The sequence below is a fragment of the Pseudomonas sp. LBUM1678 genome (genome assembly GCF_059695575.1).
This window is the reverse complement of sequence record NZ_CP166775.1, coordinates 3,120,190-3,142,060: the sequence shown is the minus strand read 5'-3', so window position 1 is coordinate 3,142,060 and position 21,871 is coordinate 3,120,190. Positions and strand designations below refer to the sequence as shown.

The 21,871-nt window shown below is 60.6% G+C and carries 21 protein-coding genes; 10 read left to right on the top strand and 11 right to left on the bottom strand.

The genetic code is table 11. From position 1 onward, the window contains the following. Positions 1 to 12: 12 nt before the first annotated feature. From gspD to gspG, 5 genes are read right to left on the bottom strand one after another with little or no spacing between them, the layout of a single operon-like run. Entirely contained in the window at positions 13 to 2,394 is a 2,382-nt protein-coding gene (gene gspD, locus ACA070_RS14505; RefSeq protein ID WP_497451717.1) for a type II secretion system secretin GspD, read from the bottom strand. Beyond that, positions 2,391 to 2,948 (bottom strand): type II secretion system protein M, encoded by a 558-nt coding sequence (locus ACA070_RS14500; RefSeq protein ID WP_497451716.1) that lies wholly within the window; start codon positions 2,946 to 2,948, stop codon positions 2,391 to 2,393. Before ACA070_RS14500 ends, gspD begins: the two co-directional genes overlap by 4 nt. Continuing rightward, complete coding sequence (gene gspL / locus ACA070_RS14495; protein ID WP_497451715.1) at positions 2,941 to 4,116, bottom strand: type II secretion system protein GspL; 1,176 nt, start codon at positions 4,114 to 4,116, stop codon at positions 2,941 to 2,943. The genes ACA070_RS14500 and gspL overlap by 8 nt, the downstream gene beginning before the upstream one ends. Next, positions 4,113 to 5,099, bottom strand: coding sequence for a type II secretion system minor pseudopilin GspK (gene gspK / locus ACA070_RS14490; protein ID WP_497451714.1), 987 nt, complete (start codon positions 5,097 to 5,099; stop codon positions 4,113 to 4,115). The genes gspL and gspK overlap by 4 nt, the downstream gene beginning before the upstream one ends. An 8-nt stretch (positions 5,100 to 5,107) precedes the next feature. Beyond that, positions 5,108 to 5,566 (bottom strand): type II secretion system major pseudopilin GspG, encoded by a 459-nt coding sequence (gspG, locus tag ACA070_RS14485; RefSeq protein ID WP_497451713.1) that lies wholly within the window; start codon positions 5,564 to 5,566, stop codon positions 5,108 to 5,110. A gap of 147 nt (positions 5,567 to 5,713) precedes the next feature. Here gspG and gspI point away from each other — a divergent pair, with 147 nt between their 5' ends. After that, positions 5,714 to 6,094: a type II secretion system minor pseudopilin GspI gene (gene gspI, locus ACA070_RS14480; RefSeq protein ID WP_497451712.1), complete on the top strand. Its 381-nt coding sequence runs from the start codon at positions 5,714 to 5,716 to the stop codon at positions 6,092 to 6,094. 31 nt (positions 6,095 to 6,125) lie between these two features. Here gspI and ACA070_RS14475 read toward each other — a convergent pair whose 3' ends face one another. Continuing rightward, the gene (locus ACA070_RS14475) at positions 6,126 to 6,557 is read right to left on the bottom strand and encodes a type II secretion system protein N (protein WP_497451711.1); all 432 of its coding nucleotides are present in this window, start codon (positions 6,555 to 6,557) and stop codon (positions 6,126 to 6,128) included. Between the two features lie 120 nt (positions 6,558 to 6,677). On the opposite strand from ACA070_RS14475, the gene gspH reads away from it, so the two are divergent. Together gspH and ACA070_RS14465 are read left to right on the top strand one after the other, a co-directional pair. After that, positions 6,678 to 7,130 (top strand): type II secretion system minor pseudopilin GspH, encoded by a 453-nt coding sequence (gene gspH / locus ACA070_RS14470; RefSeq protein WP_497451710.1) that lies wholly within the window; start codon positions 6,678 to 6,680, stop codon positions 7,128 to 7,130. Beyond that, positions 7,127 to 7,735 (top strand): type II secretion system protein GspJ, encoded by a 609-nt coding sequence (locus tag ACA070_RS14465; protein WP_497451709.1) that lies wholly within the window; start codon positions 7,127 to 7,129, stop codon positions 7,733 to 7,735. Before gspH ends, ACA070_RS14465 begins: the two co-directional genes overlap by 4 nt. A gap of 80 nt (positions 7,736 to 7,815) precedes the next feature. Here ACA070_RS14465 and ACA070_RS14460 read toward each other — a convergent pair whose 3' ends face one another. From ACA070_RS14460 to ACA070_RS14450, 3 genes are read right to left on the bottom strand one after another with little or no spacing between them, the layout of a single operon-like run. Continuing rightward, positions 7,816 to 8,742, bottom strand: coding sequence for a FecR family protein (locus ACA070_RS14460; RefSeq protein WP_497451708.1), 927 nt, complete (start codon positions 8,740 to 8,742; stop codon positions 7,816 to 7,818). Positions 8,743 to 8,793: 51 nt separating this feature from the next. After that, the gene (locus tag ACA070_RS14455) at positions 8,794 to 9,339 is read right to left on the bottom strand and encodes an RNA polymerase sigma factor (protein ID WP_461959111.1); all 546 of its coding nucleotides are present in this window, start codon (positions 9,337 to 9,339) and stop codon (positions 8,794 to 8,796) included. Next, positions 9,336 to 9,923 carry a secretin and TonB N-terminal domain-containing protein gene (locus ACA070_RS14450; protein WP_497451950.1) on the bottom strand — a complete coding sequence of 196 codons (588 nt, stop codon included), beginning with the start codon at positions 9,921 to 9,923 and terminating at the stop codon, positions 9,336 to 9,338. The genes ACA070_RS14455 and ACA070_RS14450 overlap by 4 nt, the downstream gene beginning before the upstream one ends. A 287-nt stretch (positions 9,924 to 10,210) precedes the next feature. Between ACA070_RS14450 and ACA070_RS14445 the strand changes: the two genes are divergently transcribed. Further along, positions 10,211 to 10,558, top strand: coding sequence for a hypothetical protein (locus tag ACA070_RS14445; protein ID WP_497451707.1), 348 nt, complete (start codon positions 10,211 to 10,213; stop codon positions 10,556 to 10,558). On the opposite strand, the gene ACA070_RS14440 is transcribed toward ACA070_RS14445, so the two are convergent. After that, on the bottom strand, positions 10,559 to 10,999 hold the full coding sequence (locus ACA070_RS14440; RefSeq protein ID WP_497451706.1) for a carboxymuconolactone decarboxylase family protein: 441 nt from the start codon (positions 10,997 to 10,999) through the stop codon (positions 10,559 to 10,561). A 206-nt stretch (positions 11,000 to 11,205) separates the two neighbouring features. Between ACA070_RS14440 and pdxR the strand changes: the two genes are divergently transcribed. The 4 genes from pdxR (at position 11,206) to ACA070_RS14420 (ending at position 14,709) form a co-directional block, all read left to right on the top strand. Continuing rightward, positions 11,206 to 12,639: a MocR-like pyridoxine biosynthesis transcription factor PdxR gene (gene pdxR, locus ACA070_RS14435; RefSeq protein ID WP_497451705.1), complete on the top strand. Its 1,434-nt coding sequence runs from the start codon at positions 11,206 to 11,208 to the stop codon at positions 12,637 to 12,639. A 123-nt stretch (positions 12,640 to 12,762) separates the two neighbouring features. Then, positions 12,763 to 13,056: an antibiotic biosynthesis monooxygenase family protein gene (locus ACA070_RS14430; protein ID WP_462027353.1), complete on the top strand. Its 294-nt coding sequence runs from the start codon at positions 12,763 to 12,765 to the stop codon at positions 13,054 to 13,056. A gap of 305 nt (positions 13,057 to 13,361) precedes the next feature. Further along, positions 13,362 to 13,775 carry a cupin domain-containing protein gene (locus ACA070_RS14425; RefSeq protein WP_497451704.1) on the top strand — a complete coding sequence of 138 codons (414 nt, stop codon included), beginning with the start codon at positions 13,362 to 13,364 and terminating at the stop codon, positions 13,773 to 13,775. Between the two features lie 226 nt (positions 13,776 to 14,001). Next, a complete protein-coding gene (locus tag ACA070_RS14420) occupies positions 14,002 to 14,709 on the top strand; it encodes an ATPase (RefSeq protein ID WP_497451703.1) in 708 nt (235 codons plus the stop codon). A gap of 166 nt (positions 14,710 to 14,875) precedes the next feature. Here the strand turns inward: ACA070_RS14420 and ACA070_RS14415 are convergent, their stop codons facing one another. Then, positions 14,876 to 19,777, bottom strand: a complete 4,902-nt coding sequence (locus tag ACA070_RS14415) for an NAD-glutamate dehydrogenase (protein WP_497451702.1) — start codon at positions 19,775 to 19,777, stop codon at positions 14,876 to 14,878. 503 nt (positions 19,778 to 20,280) lie between these two features. On the opposite strand from ACA070_RS14415, the gene ACA070_RS14410 reads away from it, so the two are divergent. Together ACA070_RS14410 and ACA070_RS14405 are read left to right on the top strand one after the other, a co-directional pair. Beyond that, on the top strand, positions 20,281 to 20,634 hold the full coding sequence (locus ACA070_RS14410; protein ID WP_497451701.1) for a hypothetical protein: 354 nt from the start codon (positions 20,281 to 20,283) through the stop codon (positions 20,632 to 20,634). A 276-nt stretch (positions 20,635 to 20,910) separates the two neighbouring features. Then, positions 20,911 to 21,870, top strand: coding sequence for an AAA family ATPase (locus ACA070_RS14405; protein WP_008150800.1), 960 nt, complete (start codon positions 20,911 to 20,913; stop codon positions 21,868 to 21,870). Position 21,871: the final 1 nt, after the last annotated feature.

Here is a 21,871-nt window from a genome sequence, read left to right as displayed (position 1 = left end):
GGGGCGGTGTGTTCATTGGATCGGCACCGCACGAATGGTCGCCCGGGGTTGGGTGGCGGAGGCCGGCACCGCGGCGGGAACACCCTGCGCCGTCGTCGGCAACTGCGGTGCCTGCATATCCGGCATCGCCCAGCTGCGCTCAGGTTGCAGCCCACCCTGGGCGCGGCGCATGAAGTCATAACGGTTAAGGGTGATGCTGCGCCCCGCCGCGCTGTCGCGAATGATGTACGGCCGCAGGAACACCATCAGGTTGGTCTTGGTGATTGCCCGGCGCTCATTGCGAAACAGTGCGCCGATCCCGGGAATGGTCGAGAGCCACGGCACGGCGTCGTTGCTCTGGCTGTAACCATCCTGCAGCAGGCCACCGAGCACCATGATCTGCCCGTCATCGAGCAGGATGCTGGTATCAATCGCGCGTTTGTTGGTGACAATGCCCGCCGCTGTCGCACTGTTTGAGGCTCGCTCATCGATGCTGCTGACCTCCTGGTAAATATCGAGCTTGACGGTGCCGCCCTCGGAAATCTGCGGGCGGACGTTGAGCTTCAGACCAACCTCTTCGCGGGTCACCGTCTGGAACGGATTATTGCTGGTGCCACCACCGCCAGTGACGTAGCTGCCGCTGACAAACGGAATGGTCTGGCCGACAAAAATACTCGCGGCTTCGTTGTCGAGGGTCAGCAGGTTCGGCGTCGACAGCACGTTGGTGCCGCCCTTGCTCTTCAAGGCGCGGGCGAGGACTTTGAGGTCGAGGATCTTGCCGATGCCGGGCACGTCGACGGTGCCGTTTACCAACCCGAGATTCAGGCCTTGGGGCAGCACGTCGATGCTGGTCTTGCCATTGAGGTTGATCCCCGTGCCACCCAGATTGGCACCGCCAATGACACCGCTGCCGCCCAGATTGCCGGTCTGCCATTGCACACCGAATTCGCTGGCATCGTCCTCACCGACTTCGACGATCAGGCTCTCGATCACCACTTGTGCGCGACGCTGGTCGAGCATGTCGATGACTTCGCGCAAGTTGCGATACACCGGGTCCGGGGCCGAAATCAATAAGGTGTTGGTGGTTGCATCGGCCTGAATGGTCACGCCACCGGCACTGAAAGCGACGTTCTGATCATTCTGCTGACCGCTCCCCGCCTGAGCCCCGGAGGCAGCGCCGCCCTGCCCGTAACCATTGCCGCTGGTGGAAGCACCCGACAGTGCGGTTTGTGTCCCGGTGCTGCTTGCGTTGCCACCTTGTCCGTTCTGCCCGCCATTGGTGCTGCTGCCCATCGCGCTGAGTACCGAGCGCGCACCGTCGCTGCTGCCACTGTCGCTTTCACCGGTAAGCAAGCCGCGCAAGGCCTGAGCCAGTTTCGCCGCCTGAGCATTACGCAGGTACACCACGTGCAGATTGCTCGGGTTGCTTTGCGCATTGTCGAGTTTGTAGATCAGGTTGCGCGCCAGCTCGGTGCGTTCCGGGCTGCCGGCACGGATGATGATCGAGTTGGAGCGCGGGTCACCGATCACCGAAATCTTCTGCGTCGGATCGTTGCCCGGGGCCTCCAGCAAGTCCGAGACCATGCCGGCAATATCTGCCGCGATACCGTTCTGGATCTGCACCACGTCGGTGTCAATGGCACTCGGCGTGTCGATACCCTGGATCAGCTGCGCCACCCGCGTCAGGTTCTCGGCGTAATCGGTCACCACGATGGTGTTGTTGCCGGGGTAGGCATTGATCGGGTTGTTCGGTGAAACGATCGGGCGCAACACCGGAATCAGGTTCACCGCGTTTTCGTACTGCAGGCGAAAAGTGCGGGTCAACATACCGTTGGCGGCTGGTTTGTCGGCGCTGTAAATCGGCCCGCCGAGCAGCTTGGCGTCGGCCTCCGGCACCACGTGGGAAACGCCGCCGACATCGACCACGCTGAAGCCCTGCATGCGTAATGTCGAGAGCAGCATGTCGTAGGCCTGATGCGCCGGCACCTCACCTTCAGAGACCAGGGTCAGGTTGCCCTTGACTCGGGGATCGACCAGGAACTGGCGCCCGGTAGAGCGGGACAATGCACGAATCACCGCCGGTATATCGACGTCGACGAAATTCAGCGTCACCGGTTGATTGCCCAACGGATTGCTCGCCAATGCAGCGCCCGCCGGCGCCGGGTTGCTGCGCCCCGGCGTGGTGATTTTATGCAGCACACCCGGTGGCTGCTTGAGCTGCGCCTGAAGCCGCTGGCGCTCCGCCAAGGGATCGTCGTTGCGCTGGGTTTCGGCCAACGGGCGTCCTAAATCGCTGTCCACCAGCAACGGGGGTTGCGGCGAGGTTGCGGTGTTGCTGCACGCACCCAGCGCCAGCAACAAAAACGGCGCAGCCATGCGGCAATGGCGCACATACAGAGAACCTGACCACTTCATGAAGCTTCCTTAGCGCCGAGCGCCTGATCCATGCGAACGGTTCCAGACAGAGTGCCTGCCGTGTCATTGGGCAGAGGATCGCCTGCGCGCTGCAAACGAACCTCCACCACCTCGAGCAAAAATTGTCGGGGATTGCCCAGCAGCCAACCGATCAAGGCATCTGCCGGCGCTGCTTCGAACGTAAGGTGCCAGGCCTGTGGCGTTGCTGTGTCCGGCGCCTGCAACTGGTAGTGCCCGGCCAAGCCGCTGGCGTCGAGGTTCTGGCGCAGCGACAGTTCGAGGCTTTGTCCGTCAACCGGGCGCGCCACTTCACGCAACAACACCTCGAGCGTTTCAGTCTGAGTGCGTAACTTCGGGGTTTCGGCTTGCCAGTAATCGATCTTTTTCAGCGCTGGCTGAACCAGTAGCAGCCAGCTCACCAGGCCCGCCAGCACCACTGCCGTGCTGCCAACCATGCGTTTCTCACGCAAGGCCAAGCCCTGCCAAAACTGGCGGGTCCGGCTGTTGAAGTGCTGCCAGCGGGCGCGATACTTCGCGAGGGACGGCTTACTCATCGTCGGCTCCGGGGGCGGTGTCAGCGTCGGGGGTTGCGGTAGTGCTGGCTGGACGCAGGGTCCAGCCTTTGTCGGTGGCGATGACGTCGATGCCGGCCTGAGTCAGCGCGGTTTGCCACGACTGGGCAGCCGGACTTTTGCGTGCATCGGCCAACAGGCTCAGTTGTAATTCACCGTTTTCAAACACCAGGCCTTGGACGCTGCCCGCCATCAAAGGCATGCCGCTGCCGGCCTGCAATACCAGGCTGGCAAAGCGCTGGTTCGGGTCAGTTGCGGCACCGCTGTTGCGCGCAGCCAATTGCTGACGGGCCTGTTGCAGCGGGTTGAGGATCACTGGCAACGCTGGAAAGGCCTGCTTTACCCGCAGGTTCATCTGCGTCTTTAATTGCTGCCCTTGCGCCGCTTCACGGGCGGCGTACAGGTTCAAACCCAGGGTCCAGACCGCCACCGCGACTGCACAGAAAATGGCGGCTCGGCCCCAACCCGGTTGACTGCCTGTGCGTTGCGAAATCCCGCCGTGTACCCCCCAACCGGGCAACGCACCGGTCCAGCGCTGCTCGGCCGGTAGCTGAGTGACGGTCGCATCCGCCAGCGTGTCGCCAACCCACCGCACGCCATCACCGGCCTCCAGCAACACATCGCTCAGCGCTTCATCCATTGCCGGATGCACCACGGCATGTTGAAGGCTGTAACGCACCATCAGATGACCGTCACGGACACACGCCACGGGGCCGTCCATCACGGGCAGACAATAGGCCGCCGAGTACACCCCGCGCAGGGTCAACCGCGCCGTTCGCAGCAGTTGACCAAAGCGGGTCAACCACTCACGGGACAGCCATGCAATATGCACCCGACCCTGTTCATCCCTTGGGCTATGGGCGATGTGCATCTGCTCGCACGCCCCAAGGATCAACGCCTGCGCCGCACATTGCACCGCCGCGACGGTCTTGCTGGCGGGCAGGATCGGTAAATCGATACTCGCTAAAAGGCTGTCCTGCGGGTGCAGAAAAAACGCAATCGGCGGGGTCTTGCCGCCTTGGCCCAATTGCAACAACGTACTTTGCCCCTCGCGAGTCAACTGCCCCTGACGGTCCAGCCAGGCGAACTCCAGCGGGCTATCCAGGGTCAGGTCGGCCAGCGGTGGCAAGGCAACGCGCAGCTGACTCATACGCCCACCCGTGACCAGATCACTTGGGGCAAACGGTCTTCGTTGCGGTGGAGCAAAGCGTCGAGGCTGACCCGACGCTGATCGCTGCGAACCTTGCCGCGCAAACGGAACCAGTCACTGGTGATCCCGACCTTAAGGGTCGTGAGCTCAAGTTGCGGCATGCGCAGACGGTTGACGAAATCACCACGATTGATAAACCACTGGCCGCCGTCCCGCTCAGCGATCAGTGCGGTCGCGCGCTGGATCGACAGGCCCGGCACATAGGCGGCCAGGACCGGTGCGCTGGCGGTGTTGCCGTTGAGCCAGGTGTTGGCCGGCAAAATCGTGAGGTAAGGCCCTATTTCTGCCAGAAGCGCCTGGTCCATCCCTTCGACACTGATCAAATCATCGAGGCTGCGCAACATTGGACGCGTGGGCAACTGCGGTTTGCGCGCGGCATTGGGCGAAGTGTCGCGGCCACTGTCAAAGGTGCTTTGGGAAGGTACCTTGTCGGCCAGCTCGGGATTCAACAATCGTGGATACGAAGCGATAACCCGCTGGATGATGCGCTGGCTCAGGCCCGCATTGATTCCGATCGACTGACACAGACGCTGGAAATTCGCCAATTGCTCTTCATCGACCCGCTCATTGGCGACCAGATTGCGCAGGTTGAATTTGCCCTGCTCATCTTCCAGCCGGCCTTCGAACGGCAAGTCGCGGGCGTCGTAGCGCGGCATCAGCACAGGTTGCGCCCACGACTGATCGAGCCGCGTCAACGGATCACGCTGGCGGGACTCCCACAGTAACTGTCGGCTGATTTCGATGCTGCCCTGCAGCACCCAGGTGCCCTGCACCCTTGACTGCTCGGCCTCAAGGCTGCGGGTAAACACGGTTTGCCGGGTGAGCATGCCACCAGCAATCACCGCCACCACCGCCGCGATCAACAAGGCGCTGATGATCGCCATGCCGCGCTGCTTCGCCGCTGTCAGTGAATACGCTTTCATGGTCGCGCTTACAGCTGCCAGGAGCCGATATCGGCATTCACGCCCTCGCCGTCGGGCTGGCCGTCGGCACCGAGGGAGAAGATATCGACTTCGCCGTTCGCACCCGGATTCAGGTAGTTGTAAGGCCGGCCCCAAGGGTCATTGGGTAACCGCTCCAGGTACGAACGCCAGTTGCTGTTCTTGGCATCCGCCGGCTTTTCCACCAGCACTTTCAGCCCCTGAGTCATGTTGGGATAAGTGCCGTGGTCGAGGCGATACAACTTCAAGGCTTGCATCAGCCCGCCAATGTCTTGCCTGGCGGCCGTGGCTCGTGCCTGGTCCGGGCGGTCCAGCACTTTGGGCACCACCATTGCCGCCAGAATCCCGAGAATAACCACCACCACCATGATCTCGATCAGGGTGAAGCCTTGTTGCCCGCGAGGCAGACGGGGCTTGTGATCCAGCAACTTGAAGTGCGCGATATCCATCTCGACATTCCCTGGCTTGATTCGATTCGACGCGCAGTGTTGCAAGAAGATATGTCAGTGATGTTGAAAATTCACGGGAGCTTTGGTCGTCAAGCGGTCAAGCCCGGGCGCTACTGTAAAGCGCTGTCCAGACCGCTCGAGAACCCGATGCGCAGCCCTCCCCGACAAGCCGGTTTTACCTTGATTGAAGTGCTGGTGGCGCTGGCGATCATCGCCGTCGCGATGTCCGCCGCCGTGCGGGTATCCGGGTTGATGACCCAGAGCAATGGCCTGTTGCGCGACAAATCGATCGCGCTGCTGGCGGCGCAGAGTCGTATGGCCGAATTGCGACTGGAAGGCCGATTGCCGCTGGGCGCGAAAGCGATGGAATGCGATCAGGGACGGCTGTTGTTGCGCTGTGAGCAGGCGATTGGCAACGCGCAAAATGGCCGCTTGTTGCGGGTCGATCTGCAAGTGTTCGACCGCAGTCGTGATGCGCCGCCACTGGCGCGGCTCGACACCCTATTGAGCCGGCCGCCAACGAAATGAGTCCGCAACGCGGCCTTCCAGGGATTGCGGACTACGGTTGGGTCAACACGGGCAGCAACGGTGACACTGCCAGCTTGCCGAGCAGCAGGCGGGTTCGCTCGGCGCCGCGTTCGATCACCACGGCGTCGCCCTCGATGGCCACGACTTTCACCCCTTGGCTCACGCGCTCGCCCACCAGAAAGCTGCGGGGCGGGCCGTCGTTGAGGCTGAGGATGGCCACGGCCCCACGGCTCCCCGCCAGCACACCGCTGACTTTGATATCAGTGGCAGCCGGCTGGTTGGAAAACCATTGCAGCGCCGGGTTATCGGAGCGTGGGGCGAGCAGTTGCGGGGCGGCATCCGGGGTTCTGGATTCGGCGGACGTGAGCAGCAGCGATGACCAGGTAACAACGCCGGCTAATGCGGCGAGCAAGGCAACGGCCTGGACACACTGGGCCGATGAAAATCGATCGGTAAACAACATGGGCTGAATCTCCTTTTAGTCCCTGCTCAGAGCCTACAGCGCAATTCTCACGTTTTTATTTCACACGCCCATCATCTTCAACCGTCAGGATAAAAAACGATGCAAAGGAGCGCGCAGTTGATGAATGGTTTCAAACAACAGGGCTTCACGCTGATCGAGTTGATGGTGGTGCTGGTGATCATCGGCATTGCCAGCGCGGCCATCAGCCTGAGCATCAAACCGGACCCGCTGCATTTATTGCGCAAGGATGCCGAGCGTGTCGCGCAACTGCTGCAAGTGGCGCAGGCCGAAGCGCGCAGCGATGGCCGAGCGATCACTTGGCTGGCCGACGCCAAGGGTTATCACTTCAGTCGGCGTAATGACAGCGACAAAGGCTTCGACCATTTCAAGAGCGACCCACAACTGCGCCCTCGTCCCTGGCAGACACCCGGGCTGGAAGTGCGCGTGGCGTCCAGGCAAAAAGTCGTGCTGAACGCAGAATGGATCAACCCGCCTTTGCAGGTGACGCTGTCGGACGGCCTCAACAGCATCAGTGTGCAACGCAGCGCTGCCGGTCAAGTGAGTGTCCAATGAAGGTCCAACAAGGTTTTACCCTGATCGAAGTCATGGTGGCGATCATGCTGATGGCAGTCGTCAGCCTGATCGCCTGGCGTGGCCTGGACAGCGTCACCCGGGCCGACGCACATTTACAGGCCAGCACCGGGCAAACCGAAGCCCTGCTGCGCGCGTTGAACCAGATGGAGCGCGATGTGGCGATGCGCGCCAGCATCGAGTTGACCGAGCCGGCGCAGCCCGGTGTCGATAATGAGCCTTCCAGCGCGCCAGCGGCATTGACCGTGCGCAGTACCGACGACAAGGGGTTTCGCCTGGACGTGATTCGCGTCGCGGCTGACGGTAATGGTGCGTTGCAGCGGGTGCGCTGGTGGCTCAAGGGCGACACGCTGTATCGGGCGCAAGCACCCTCGCGCACTCAGTACCCGCTACCGGCACCCACCGGGGGCGTGGCAGTGCTTAATGAGGTCAGTGAGGCGGCTTTGCGGGTCTGGGAGGCCGACAAGGGTTGGCGCAAACTCAGTGGTAACCGTAAGGAAGATCCGTTGGGGATCGAGATCAGCCTGACGCGGCAAACGCCTCAGGGGATCGAAAAATATCGGCAGGTGATGGGGCCGTTGGAGTAAGTCTGACAGACCGCGTCATCGTCCTTCGCGAGCAGGCTCGCGAAGATGTCAGTCAAGGCACCTCCTGCCCCAGCCAGCCATCAGCTGAGCACCACCACTCCACCCGGCAATTCGGTGCACTTGACGCCATACGCATCACGAATCAACAGCGCCACTCCCGCCAGTTGATCGAGGCTGAAGCGTGCCTGTACTTTGCGTTTGCCCAGTTCGCTGTTGAGCAACAGCAACATGCCGGGGCGGTAGCGGTTGATCTCATCGATGACCGTCGACAACGTGGCATCGTTGAACAACAGCACTTGTTGACGCCAGGCAACCACGGCCGAGGTGTCGACCGTTTGCGGCGCGCTGACGTGCTGCACGTCATAGGTCAGTTGCTGACCCGCCTCCAGGCGAATGCTGCGCCCCAGAACATCCACCTGCAACGCGCCGTCCAGGCAAGTGACGCACACGCTCTGGTCGGTGTTGCGCAGGTTGAACCGGGCCTGACTGGCACTCAACCACCCTGCCCCGGCCTGCAAGTTCAGCGGCGCGGGGGTTCGCGCCAGGACTTCGACTTCGCCGCTGAGCAACACCAGTTGGCGACGGCCATCGGCACTGTCGCGCTGATTGATGCGTGTCTGAGTGTTGAGCTCCAGGCTCACGCCATCTGCCAGATCCACACGGCGTTGCTCGCCGACTTCGGTGATGTAATCGGCTCCCAGCCCGGAGAACCCCCCGGGCACGGTGGCGCGAATCAGAAAAAATGCCGCAGAGGCCGCGATCGCCCCACCGAGAAATGCCCGTCGGCCAAAATGGCGCGGGCTCTGCAAGCGCTCGGTGGCAGGCTGCAATTGCTGCCACAACCGCTTGCTTTGCTCAAACGCGCGGGCATGCTCGGGGCTCTGTGCGCACCACTGACGCAAGGCCCGGGCATCGGCGACGGTCGCCCGACCCGAGGTCAACAGGATCAACCAGTCCATGGCTTCGCTTTGCAGCGGGTCCTGGGGTGTCGCCTCAGGAGATGACATATGGAAGATTTTCAAGCGCGGCGATACTCACGAATTATCTGGACTCTTCTATCAAGACGGTTTTCCCGCGCCGGGACCGAACCGCTGAACCACTTTTCTTTCAAGGCGTGCGGCGCAGTGGCCCAAAGCGGCTTTGATTTCCTTCTCGACCATTCGCGTGGAAATCCCGAAACGCCGGGAGATTTCCAGGTGCGGAGCCTCTTCCAGGCGTGCGGCGATGAAGATTTTGCGTCGGCGCGCCGGCAGCTCATACAACGCGTTGAGCAAAGACTGGATTTCTCGCTGGCCGCCCACCACCCGTGCCGGGTCGAGCGCTTCGTCCGAGATGTGCAGCAACTCTTCCACTTCGCTGCCGGTCAGCAACCGGGCATCCGACTGGCGCCGGTCCGCCGCGATGTTCAGCGCCATGCGATAGAGGTAGGCATTGGGCTGGGCGATGTTCGGCGGTGTTTCCATGCGGTCGACCCGCAAATAGGTCTCGTGCAGGACGTCATTGGCCAGATCCTCCGACCCCAGGCGCCGGCGCAGGCGCACCTTGAAATCGTCGTAGGACGTCAGGAACAGCCTGACCATCGAACTTTGTCCGGTGTCTTTCATCCCCCGGAAACTCCTTCCCATTGTGTGCATTCCATGCGTTTTCCTGACGATTGCGGTAGCAAAAGCAGCGTGACCGGCTGCCCCAGAGAACTGGGCGCCGGACGTTCGATGTTGAGGTCGCGTAAACTTTCCACCAACGCCGAATCGCGCTGGACATCACCTGTAGAACTGACAAGACGGCTGTGCTGCACCACGCCGTCACGGCCGATCCACAGTTGCAACAAGGCCCGAAAAGTCCCGGGGCGGGTCAGTGACGAGCGACACAGATTGCGTTCGATCGCTGCTTGAATCGCCGTGGCATAACTGCTGCCGGACAGCGCCGTGGTGTGGGTGACCGTCTCTGCAAGCGTTGGCACGTCGGCGACCTGCGCCACTTGCAAGGTGAAGGCATCCGCTCGGGCATACCGAGCCATCAGGCCACTGCCACCGAGCATCCGGTTCAAGGCATCGGTCGCACTCAGGCGCCCTTTCACTGCAACGGAGCGACGACCGCGACTCAGTTGGCGATCCACCAGGACCGCCATGCCGGTTGCACGGCTGAACTGTTCGAGCGCGCTGGCCAGCTCCTGGGCCGGGATATCCATGTCCAGTATTACGTGCGAATCAACCGTGCCGGCAGCCAACGCCGACGACGTCAGCCAAAACAGCAACGCCAGGCAAGCCTGGCGAAGGTGAATCGTTAAAGCCTGGCGCCCGTCCCTGGCTCTGCCTTGATGCACGGCTGACGTACCCCTGAAAACCGTCATCCTGAGGGCTGTATATGAATCTGATGTGACGGCCGGTGCAAAAAAACCATCACGAGCCGTCTGACCGCTTTGCATTAGACTCAGGCTCCAGAGCGGCCCGTTCGCGGCCGGTCAGGAGGCCTTCAATGAAAAATGTGTGGCGGGTGACAGTGGGCGTGCTGCTGATCAGCGCATTGACAGCGGTTCAAGCCGAGGAACCGTTGGGGTGCGTTGACGTTACGGTCGCCGGTTACAAGGCACCGGACTACAACTGCCTGAGCCAGCAAATGGGCGGCAATACCAATGGCGCGGCGGCAGCAAAAAACAACAGGGATGCCATGAATGTACCGGTGAACAAACGTCCCCCGAATCAGGTCGGTCTGGCGACCCCGGCCGCAACAAGTATGCGCATGGGCAATACGTTCGGTACGTCCGTGAAACCGCAGCGGCCTGCGCCGCTCTCCGGGACTTCGCCGCTGCTCAACGCAAAGTGATCAGGCACTGGGCGCTTGCCGAAAACTCACCGCCAGGCGATTCCAGCTGTTGATGGTGGTGACCGCGATGGTCAAGTCGACCATTTCGCCTTCGTTGAACTGCTCCCAGGCCAAGGCGTAGACGTCGTCCGGCACATGGTTTTCAGAGAGCAAGGTCACCGCTTCGGTCCAGGCCAGCGCCGCGCGTTCGCGAGGGTTGAAGAAGCCGCTGTCGCGCCACACCACTATCGAATACAAGCGCCGATCCGTCTCGCCGAGGCGCCGCGCGTCCACCGAGTGCATGTCGGTGCAAAAGGCGCAGCCATTGAGTTGCGAGGCGCGGATCTTGATCAGGTGCAGCAACGCTGGCTCGATACTGAGGTTACTGGTCAAGGCCTCCATGGCAATCATCGCTTTCATCGCTTTGGGCGAGGCGCTGTAGTAATCCAGGCGGGAACTCATGGGGCGACCCTCTTGGATCAAATAGAGACCTCCAAGGTAGGCGCTGACGCACGGACGTTACAGATCCAATTCAGCGAAAAAACCGTGGACCATTCGACGGCAGACCAATCCGCGGTTTTTCGCCCACGCAACTTCTGCACGACGTCTCATGCGGGTAATCTGGCGCGACGCATACGCGCCTCAATCGCCCCGGGAGCCTCGCCGGTATGGAACTTCATGTTGTCATCAACGGCCGCAAGGACCTGGCAGGCCAGTTGTACAACCAACTGCGCAGCGCCATTGAATCCGGCCGCCTGGCAGCCGGGACGCAGTTGCCGCCCAGCCGCTTGCTGGCCGAACAGCTGGGTATCTCGCGCAAGACCATTTCCGACACCTATGCGCAACTGACGTATGAGAACTTCCTCACCGGGGTGATCGGCAAAGGCACGTTCGTCAATGCCCGGACAGCGAAAGCCGCGCCCAAGCAAAGCCATTCGCAGCTGGCGAGCTTTGAGGTGATCGAGTCCTGGCGCAAGCTGCCGGTATTTTTGCGTCACCCGACCCTGGAAGGCTCGTTACGCTACGACTTCATCGGTGGCGCGACCAGCAAAGGCCAGTTCCCGCAGGACGATTGGCGGCGCTGCACCTCCCACGCGTTGCGCCAGATCGCCGCGTCGAAGGGCTTTTACAGCCTGCCGGAAGGCTTGCCGGCGCTGCGCAACGCGATCGCTCGGCACATCGCGTTTTCTCGCGGGGTCAATTGCCAGGACGAAGACGTGGTGGTGTGCAACGGTGCGCAACAGGCGCTGGACTTGATCTCCCGGGTGCTGACGCGTCCCGGCAGCATTGTCGCCATGGAAGACCCCGGCTATCCGCCGGCCCGCCTGTTGTTTGGCAGCCACGGGGCCACAGTGATCGGGGTGCCGGTGGATGCCGAAGGGATAGATGTGGACAAAATCCCCTTGGGCACTCGGCTGATTTACGTCACGCCGTCCCACCAGTTCCCGCTGGGCATGCCGATGAGTCAGGCGCGCCGGGTCGCGCTGCTGGAACGGGCTTACGAGCTGGGCGCGATCATCATCGAGGACGATTACGACAGCGAGTTCCGCTACGAAGGCCGCCCGACGGATTCACTGCAAAGTATGGATGAGCGCGGCATCGTCGCCTACGTCGGGACCTTTTCGAAAACCATGTTGCCGGAGCTGCGGCTCGGTTATGCGGTGTTGCCGCCGGCGATACTTGAAGCGGTGATCCGCGCCAAGCAGCTCACCGACCTGCACACCTCCACCCTGCCTCAATGGGCCCTGGCCAAATTCATCGCCGAAGGCTGCCTGCTCAAGCACATCCGGCGCTGCCATACGATCTATGCCGGGCGCCGCGAGCGGATCCTGACGCGCATGGCGGGCGACCTCTCACCCTGGCTCGAACCTGTGCCCACCACGGCCGGCTTCCACATGGTGGTTATGTGCAAAGTGCCTATCGATATTCCATTGGTGATCGAACTGGCCAAAAAAGTCGAAGTCGGGCTCTACGCGATCGACAGCTTTTTCTACCAGCAAACGCCGCGGGCCGGGCTCTACCTCGGTTTTGGCGCCATCGAAACCCTGGACATCGACATCGCCCTGGACCGCTTGCGCGACATTCTGCAACAGGTGGCCTGATCGATTGGACTGCGGCTTTATCCGGCGATTGGCTATTGGCGGTCCCAAGGTGCAGGCCTATCCTGCATAAGCGTTATCCCTCAGTGAGCAGGATTCGTCCGGCCTGATTCAGGAGTGTGAGCAATGTCCAACGAAGTGATCAATACCGTAAAGGTGCAGGCCGCCGCCGGCCGCTCGGAAGAACTGGGTAAGCAACTGCAAAAGATTGTCGACACCCTGCGTCAACAACCGGGCTGTGATTCCTATATGGTCGACCGCTGCCCAGAGGACAGCAACCGCTGGACCGTCAGCGCCCGCTGGCAGTCGGAAGCGGCCATGCAGATGCATTTCAACTGCCCTGAAGTACAAGGCTTTATTGGCCTGATCGACAACCAATTGGCTAATTCCGTCGACTTCAACAGCTTCCCGATTCGCTAGACGCCCTGTAGCAGCTGCCGAGCAGCGCGAGGCTGCGTTCGGCGGCGAAGCCGTCGTAAACCCGGCGCACGCGATACTCATGACACACCGCGCAAGCTGATTTTACGACTGCTCCGCAGCCGAACGCAGCCTCGCAGGCTCGACAGCTGCTACAGCGCCGAACGCAGCCTCGCGCTGCTCGGCAGCTGCTACAAAAATTGCACCGCCCGATTGGTCCCCTCACCTTTGCGAATATTGGCTGTTTGATCGGCCCCACCTGCGGACTATCGTTGGTTCTGACAACTCACCACCGCAGGTACAGAACCATGAAAGCTTTGCGTTTCCTTGCTGCTCCGCTAGCCGCCCTTGCCCTGACCGTATCCGCGGCCGCCATTGCTCACGAAGGCCCTTCAGAGAAGGTCACGGTTTTGCAGGATGAAGCGCTGAAAAACGTGCCCGGCAAAAAGGCCATGATGATCGAGGTCGACTACACGCCTGGCCAGTCCTCTATTGCCCATAAGCATGAAGGCACTGCCATGGCGTACGTCCTTTCCGGCTCGATCATTTCTCAAGTGAAGGGTGGAAAAGCGATCACCTACAAGACCGGGCAGTATTGGTACGAACCGGCTGGCTCGGAACACTTGGTCTCGAAAAACGCCAGTGCAACCAAGCCTGCCAAACTGTTGGTATTCATGGTGTTGTCCCCGGACGAGAAAGTATTGATCCCCTTGGAAAACTGATAGCTGAAGGGATAGCCATAAATAAATAGGCCCGAATTAACTTTTCGGGCCTTATTATTTCCCGACGTCATTACCGGGCATCGTTTAAACCCAATTAAACTATTGGTCACCCAAGAAGTACTGTTATTGGCTATTTCATTCAGTGGCGACAGGTTTAGTCTGGAAGCACGCCGGACAACCTGGCACTACAACTTTGCGACTCAAGTTGTTTCACTGGAGAAACACCATGAAACTTGCGCTTGTCAGTACATTAACAATGACTGTTCTCTTGACGGGTTGCTCCGTTCCCACAGCGCCAAAAGCCGTGTCGTCGCTGGATGGCCTCTTCACCGAACCGGTTGGCCGCAGCAGCGCCACGCACGTTCCCAACGGCAGCCAGGTTTCGTTGGGCATCGTCTACAGCCGCAACACCCAGGCCAACCGCGCCTACCTGCAGCATTACCAGGCCAACGCCGGCACCGGTTTCGGCCAGAGCCTGCTGGTGCAGCCGATCCACGACGCCTACGTGGCCACCTCCAGGCCAGACCATGCGGTGGACTGGGTCAAGGCATCCTTGCAACGCCAGTTCGGCTTGGTGACGGTTTACCCGGACATGCAAAGCCTTAGAGCGGCGAAGCCGGACGTAGTCGCCATTGTTGACGCCCGCAGCCAATTGATGACGTCGCGCAGTTCAGATATTGAGGCGAACGTGAGTGCGGAGTTCTATGACTCGAACTTCAACTACATTGGTACCGCGCAGGGGCATGATGCCAAAGCACTGAGTCCGTTATGGGCAGATTACAAACGTAGCGAAGAGATAGTGGCGGATATTAACGAACAACAGAATGTGCAAGTTCGGGCGCTGCAGAAGTTTGACCAGTCGCTCAGCAATTTATTGACCAAGCCGACAGATAAAGTGTCGATGATCGATAACACATCAGGTCAGAAGTTGTAATTAAGCTAATGGCCTCTTCGCGGGCAAGCCTCGCTCCTACAGGGCACGCGAAGTTCCCTGTAGGAGCGAGGCTTGCTCGCAATGAAGGCCGAACAGACAACACAAAACCATCAGACAAAAAAAACCCCGCATCTCTCAATGCGGGGTTTTTTCATTTATCGCCTGATCAGGCAGCCGGTTCCAGCTCGGCAGCTGCAGTGACAGGTGCAGGCACTACCGCTTGCCCACTCAACGCCAGATCCAGCAACTCACGGTTGGCCACGGCATACATCGCGTAGTCAGTGCCGCTCGCCGCACGGATCTCAACCAGCATCGCGCGCCAGCGTTCGATCATGCCTTTGTGCTCTTCCATCCACAGCGCCAGGCGTGTTTCCACGTCCTGGGTGCCGTCGCCCTGTTGCAGGACCGAGATGGTGATCGCACGCTGTTGCCAGTCGACGTCATCACGGAACGCTTCACGGGCCAGGGCCTGCCAGTTGTTTTCAACCGGCAGAGCGCTGATCTGTTGCAGGTACCAGGTGATGTCCAGCGCGCTGCCCACGGCGAAGTAAGCCTTCGCCACGTCCGCAGGGTTCTGGCCAGTCACGTCGGAGGCCTCGATGATCGGCAGCAGCGTGTACAGGTGCGAAGTGCCCGCCACCATGCGCGCGAGCAACTCCGGCACACCGGCTTCGACGTACGCCTGATAACGGGCCTGCCAGTTCTCGTGGATCTCGCCACTCAGCAGTTCGTCGAGCTTGAGACCCAACTCCTTCAGATGCGGGCCGAAATGAGCGACGTCACGGGCAGCGTTCTGCTCGTTGCGACGGGCACGCAGGAACCAGCGCGTAGCGCGACGGCCCAGACGCATCAGCTCGTCCATCAGCTCCAGTTGCACGTCGGCGGCGACCTGGTAATCCAGGGCTTCGATCTGACGGAACCAGTGCGGGAGATGGAAAATGTCACGCACGATCACGTACGCACCGGCCACGTTCGCCGGGCTCATGCCGGTCGACTCTTTGAGTCGTTGAACGAAGGTGATGCCCATGTGGTTCACCAGATCGTTGGCGATCTGGGTGCTGACGATTTCGCGCTTCAGACGGTGACGGCGCATGGCTTCGGAGAACTTGCTCACCAGGCTTGGCGGGAAAGCGGTTTCCATGTCGCGCGTCAGGTAGTCGTCGTCCGGCACCTGGGAGTTGAGCAGGGCTTCCTTGAGGTCGATCTTGCTGTAGGAGATCAGCACCGACAGCTCGGCACGGGTCAGGCCGTGACCTTCCGCGAGGCGTTCGTTGATCGCTTCTTCAGCCGGCAGGAACTCGATGGCGCGATCCAGCTTGCCGCGGCCTTCCAGATCGTTCATCAGACGTTTGTATTCGGCAATCCGCACGAAAGCACGACGGGCCGCCAGGGACAGCGCCTGAGTCTGCTTGTAGTTGTTGCCCAGTACCAGGTTGCCGACTTCGTCGGTCATGCTCGCCAGCAACTGGTTACGTTGCTTGTCGGTCATGTCACCGGCCTGAACCACTTCGTTCAGCAGGATCTTGATGTTCACTTCGTGGTCGGAGCAGTCCACGCCACCGGCGTTGTCGATGAAGTCGGTGTTGGAACCGCCGCCATTGAGACCGAATTCGACACGACCCAGTTGGGTCATACCGAGGTTACCGCCCTCGCCCACGACTTTGCAGCGCAGTTCGTTGCCGTTCACGCGCAGTGCATCGTTGGCCTTGTCGCCGACATCGGCGTGGCTTTCGCTGCTGGCTTTGACGTAGGTACCGATACCGCCGTTCCACAACAGGTCTACCGGCGCCTTGAGCAAGGCATTCAGCAGTTCGGTCGGGGTCAGCTTGTCAGCCTGAATGTCGAAACGCTCTTTCATCTGCGGGGAAATCGCGATGCTTTTCGCGCTACGGGAGAAGATCCCGCCGCCTTCCGACATGATGCTGGTGTCGTAGTCCGACCACGCCGAACGCGGCAGGTCGAACAGGCGCTGACGCTCGGCGAAGCTGTTGGCAGGCTCCGGGTTCGGGTCGATGAAGATGTGCAGGTGGTTGAACGCGGCAACCAGTTGCAGCGTTTCGGACATCAACAGGCCGTTACCAAACACGTCACCGGCCATGTCGCCGACACCGACCACGGTGATGCTGTCTTTCTGGACATTGATGCCGCGCTCGCGGAAGTGACGTTGTACGCCAACCCACGCGCCTTTGGCGGTGATGCCCATCTTCTTGTGGTCGTAACCGGCCGAGCCGCCCGAGGCGAATGCATCACCGAGCCAGAAGCCGTAGTCGATGGCGATACCGTTGGCGATGTCGGAGAAGGTTGCAGTGCCCTTGTCCGCAGCGACCACCAGGTACGGGTCATCGTCGTCATGACGCACGACGTTGGCCGGCGGAACCAGCGCGCCGTCTTTCAGGTTGTCGGTGATGTCCAACAGGCCCGAGATGAAGATGCGGTAGCAGGCGATGCCCTCGGCCGCGATCTCGTCACGGTTACCGCCCAGTGGCAGGCGACGCGGCAGGAAGCCGCCCTTGGCGCCGACCGGCACGATGACCGAGTTCTTCACTTGCTGGGCTTTTACCAGGCCCAGAACTTCGGTGCGGTAGTCTTCTTCACGGTCAGACCAGCGCAGGCCGCCGCGCGCAACGTTGCCGAAGCGCAGGTGCACGCCTTCGACGCGTGGCGAGTAAACGAAGATTTCGAACTTCGGTACTGGCTTCGGCAGCTCTGGAATCTGGTGCGGGTTGAACTTGAAGCTGAAGTAGGACTTGTTCTTGCCGTTCGCATCGGTCTGGTAGAAGTTGGTCCGCAACGTGGCTTTGATCAAGTCCAGGTAGCGACGCAGGATGCGGTCTTCGTTCAGCACCTGGACTTCGTCCAGCGCGGCGATGATCGCGTGTTCCAGGCGTTGCTGCTTGTCTTCCAGATCGTCGCCGGTCAGCTTGCGCGCCAGGTAGAAACGGGTCTTGAACAACCGGGTCAACTCGCGAGCGATGTCGGTGTGGTTGTTCAGGGTACTGGCGATGTAACCCAGGTCGAAGCCCAGACGGATCTGCTTCATGTAACGGGCGTAGGCACGCAGCAGCGCCACATCGCGCCATGGCAGGCCGGCGGTCAGCACCAGGCGGTTGAAGGCATCGTTCTCGGCATCGCCACGCACGATGTGGACGAAGGCGTCCTGCAAGGTGTCGTTGAGTTGCTGGATGTCGAGTTCCAGGCCTTCGGCGGCGGTGAACGCGAAGTCATGAATCCAGAACTCGCGGCCGTTGTTGTGACGCAGGCGATACGGGAATTCACCCAGCACGCGCAGGCCGAGGTTTTCCAGGATCGGTAACACGTCGGACAGCGCCAGAGGGGTATCAGCGTGATACAGCTTGCAGTGCAGTTCGCGTTGACCGGAGACCTGACCCAATGGCTGATAGAAGCTCATCACCAGTGGATTTTTTTCGGTCAGGCTCAGCAGGTGCTGCATGTCGACCACCGCCGAATGCGCGGCGAAGCGCTCGCGGTACCCGGCCGGGAAGCCTTTCGGGAAATCGGCCAGCACGTTGGTGCCGCTCGCCTCACCGAAGCTTTCAACCGTCAGGCTCGCGTAATCGTCCTGCCAGCTGCGGCAGGCTTGAACCACTTCTTTTTCCAGCAGAACCGGATCGATGTCCAGACGGTTCTTCGGATCGACGCGCAGAATCAGCTGCACACGGGCCAGCACGGACTCGGAGAAGAAGGTCCAGAACTCGCAATCCGAGGCTTTCAGGCGATCCATCAGCACTTGCTGGATCTTCTGGCGCACTTCGGTGGAGTAGATGTCACGCGGCACGTAGGCCAGGCAGTAGCAGAAACGGCCGTACGGGTCTTTGCGCAGGAACACGCGGATCTTGTTGCGTTCCTGGATCTGCACGATCGACATCACGGTGCTGAACAGCTCGTCCACCGGGGTCTGGAACAGATCGTCGCGCGGCAGCACTTCGACCACCTGCGCCAGTTCCTTGCCCAGGTGAGCCTTGGGCTGGAAGCCGGAACGGCGTTCGATTTCTTCGACCTTGCGGCGGATGTACGGAATGACCCGCACGCTCTCGCCATACACCGACGAGGTGTACAGGCCCATGAAACGGCATTCCTTGATGACTTTGCCGTCGGCATCGATTTCACGGATCGACACGTAATCCGGGTAGGCCGGACGGTGTACACGGCTTGGGTGTGCAGCCTTGGCGAACGACAACAGGGTCGGTTCACGCAGGTAGTTCACGGCGTAGTCTTCGATGCGCAGGTCATCGTAGGTCAGGCCGGTGCGCAGCAGTTTGGTCAGACCGAGGAAGGAATCCTGGTCGTAGACGATGTGGCCACCGTCGACTTCATCGCGAACCACAAACTCTTCATAGCCCAGGAACGTGAAGTGGTTGCCCACCAGCCATTCCAGGAAGCTTTTGATTTCGGCTTTTTCTTCTGGATCGACAGCGAACTGGCTGTTGTCCAGGTGGCTCAGGATTTCCTGGACCTTGGCTTTCATCGGTTCAAAATCGGTGACCGCGACGCGGACTTCACCGAGAACCTGCTCCAGCTCTTTGGTCAGGACATTGAGCTCGGCCGCGTTGGCGCAACGGTCGATTTCCAGGTACATCAGCGATTCTTGCAGAATGCCTTCGCCCTGGGTGCCTTTCGGCAGGATTTCCAGCAGCTCGCCCTTGCTGCCGCGACGCACGCTCAGCACAGTGGTTTGCAGGGTATGAATGCTGTAGCCGCGACGGTTCAGCTCGGTACGCACCGAGTCCACCAGAAATGGCAGGTCGTGGTGCAGCACTTCGACCGCGGTGTGGGTCGACTGCCAGCCGTGGCGTTCGTAATCCGGGTTGTAGACGCGCACTTGCGGTTGCGCGTGATCGAAGCGCTCAAGCAGGCGCCACGCAGAAAGGGTGCAGCCGGCGAGGTCGGACAACCGACGCTGGGTCAGCTCGTCCAGGGAAATGATGCCGAAGAATTGTTCAGCGAACAGCGCCACTTGTGGCAGTGCCTGTTCACTGATGTGCTGGGCCAGTGCCGCTTGCAGTTGGTGCTGGAAGTCGGCTTTGCTGGCTGCGGTGAAGAACGCCATCTGTGGTACTCCGCTTGGGCTTGTTATTGATGGAAGCGTCGCGTGCAAAACCCCTTTCGGGGCGATCCGTCACCCTGTTCCTGATTCTCGGGCAGAGGAAACAGGATGACAGGTGGGTGAAGCTGGACGAGACACTCAGGTCACATTCACCTTCCATGAAGGGTTATCGGCAAAAACGCCTGTGCGATGAATTGCACAATGCCTTTACGGATATCCATTCGATGCGCAGCTTAACGAGTGCGGCAAGGCCTGTGCTTGCGGTGCTGCGACATATTCGGTCATCGGTACGCAGCTCGCGTCATATGCCTCGAACAACACTAGCAGTCGCGCAGGAAAACGGGCGTTTTATCCCCGGTTTTACGGCACATCCGTACCAGAAATGACCAGCAGCACGCCAAGTGTTCACGACACATCCTCTGACACTCAGGCAAGCAGAAATTCCCGAGGGCTGGCAGAATCGCCTTTTATTGCGTTCACAACGCTCGCCGAGCCAGGATTTTCCCATGCAAATGACCACCTCACTCTTGATCGTCAACCCGTGCGATGACGAAGAAGACAACATGGCCATGCTCTGCTGCCACAGCGAACAGGGCGACATGTTCCTGATGACCCGCTACCCGGACGAAGACGCGCTGGACATCAGCCTCGGCGACGAGCCTTCGACGCTCGACGGCGTGAAAGTGACCCTCAGCGCTACCCGACTGCTGATCGAAATCGCGGCGGCGGATGCGGATGCGCTGAATGGGGATGACTCGCTGGAGATCATTCACAGCACGGATGCGGGCGATCTGGCTGAGGTTGAAGAAACCTTGCAGAACATTCTTAAAGGGACTGGCACTTACATCAGCGAACTCTGATGGTGCCTGGGCGGGCCTCTTCGCGGGCAAGCCTCGCTCCTACACGTTTGGCCGAACGCAATATCGCGGCGGCCCTGATCCTGTAGGAGCGAGGCTTGCCCGCGAAGGCGTCCGCAAGATCATCACTGCATTGGAAAAAAACATCGATCACCCCACCCCTGCGCACATTTGCACAAAATGCCGTTAGTCGCCGCCCCCTGCGATGGATTAAAGTAACGCCCCCAGCCCTGGCGTTATTCGAACGTCTTCGGTCACCCTTTCCAGGAACAGTCATCGATGGAACATCGTGAAGCGCTGCTAGCGCTGCGAACCTTTCTTTCAACGCAGATTCTCGGCCAGGAAAAACTCATCGAGCGCTTGCTCATCGCCTTGCTCGCCGACGGCCATATGCTGGTCGAGGGCGCCCCGGGGCTGGCCAAGACCAAAGCCATCAAAGAACTCGCCGAAGGCATCGAAGCCCAGTTCCATCGCATCCAGTTCACCCCTGACCTGCTGCCGGCCGACATCACCGGCACGGAAATCTATCGCCCGGAAACCGGCAGCTTCGTGTTCCAGCAAGGGCCGATCTTCCATAACCTGGTGCTGGCGGACGAAATCAACCGCGCCCCGGCCAAGGTTCAGTCCGCCCTGCTCGAAGCCATGGGCGAACGCCAGGTCAGCGTCGGACGCAGCACATACGAGCTGTCGCCGCTGTTTCTGGTGATGGCCACGCAAAACCCGATCGAACAGGAAGGCACCTACCCGCTGCCTGAAGCCCAGCTCGACCGTTTCCTGATGCACGTGAAAATCGGCTTCCCGGACGCCGCCGTCGAGCGTCGGATCCTGCAACAGGCCCGTGGCGAAGCCCTGAACGGCGAAACCAAGCCAGAGCGTCGGGTCAGCCAGCAGGCGATTTTTGCCGCGCGCAAGGAAATCCTCGGTCTGTACATGGCCGACGCCGTGGAGGAATACCTCGTGCAACTGGTCATGGCCACGCGCACCCCGGCCAAGTTCGACCCGGAGATGGCCGAATGGATCGCCTACGGCGCCAGTCCTCGCGGCTCGATTGCCCTCGACCGCTGCGCCCGGGCCCACGCCTGGCTGGCCGGTCGTGACTTCGTCAGCCCGGAAGACATTCAGGCGGTGTTGTTCGACGTGTTGCGCCACCGCATCATTCTTTCCTTTGAAGCCGAAGCCGCTGGCATCGATCAGGACCGGGTGGTCCAGCGGATTCTCGACGTCGTAGCCGTCGCTTGAC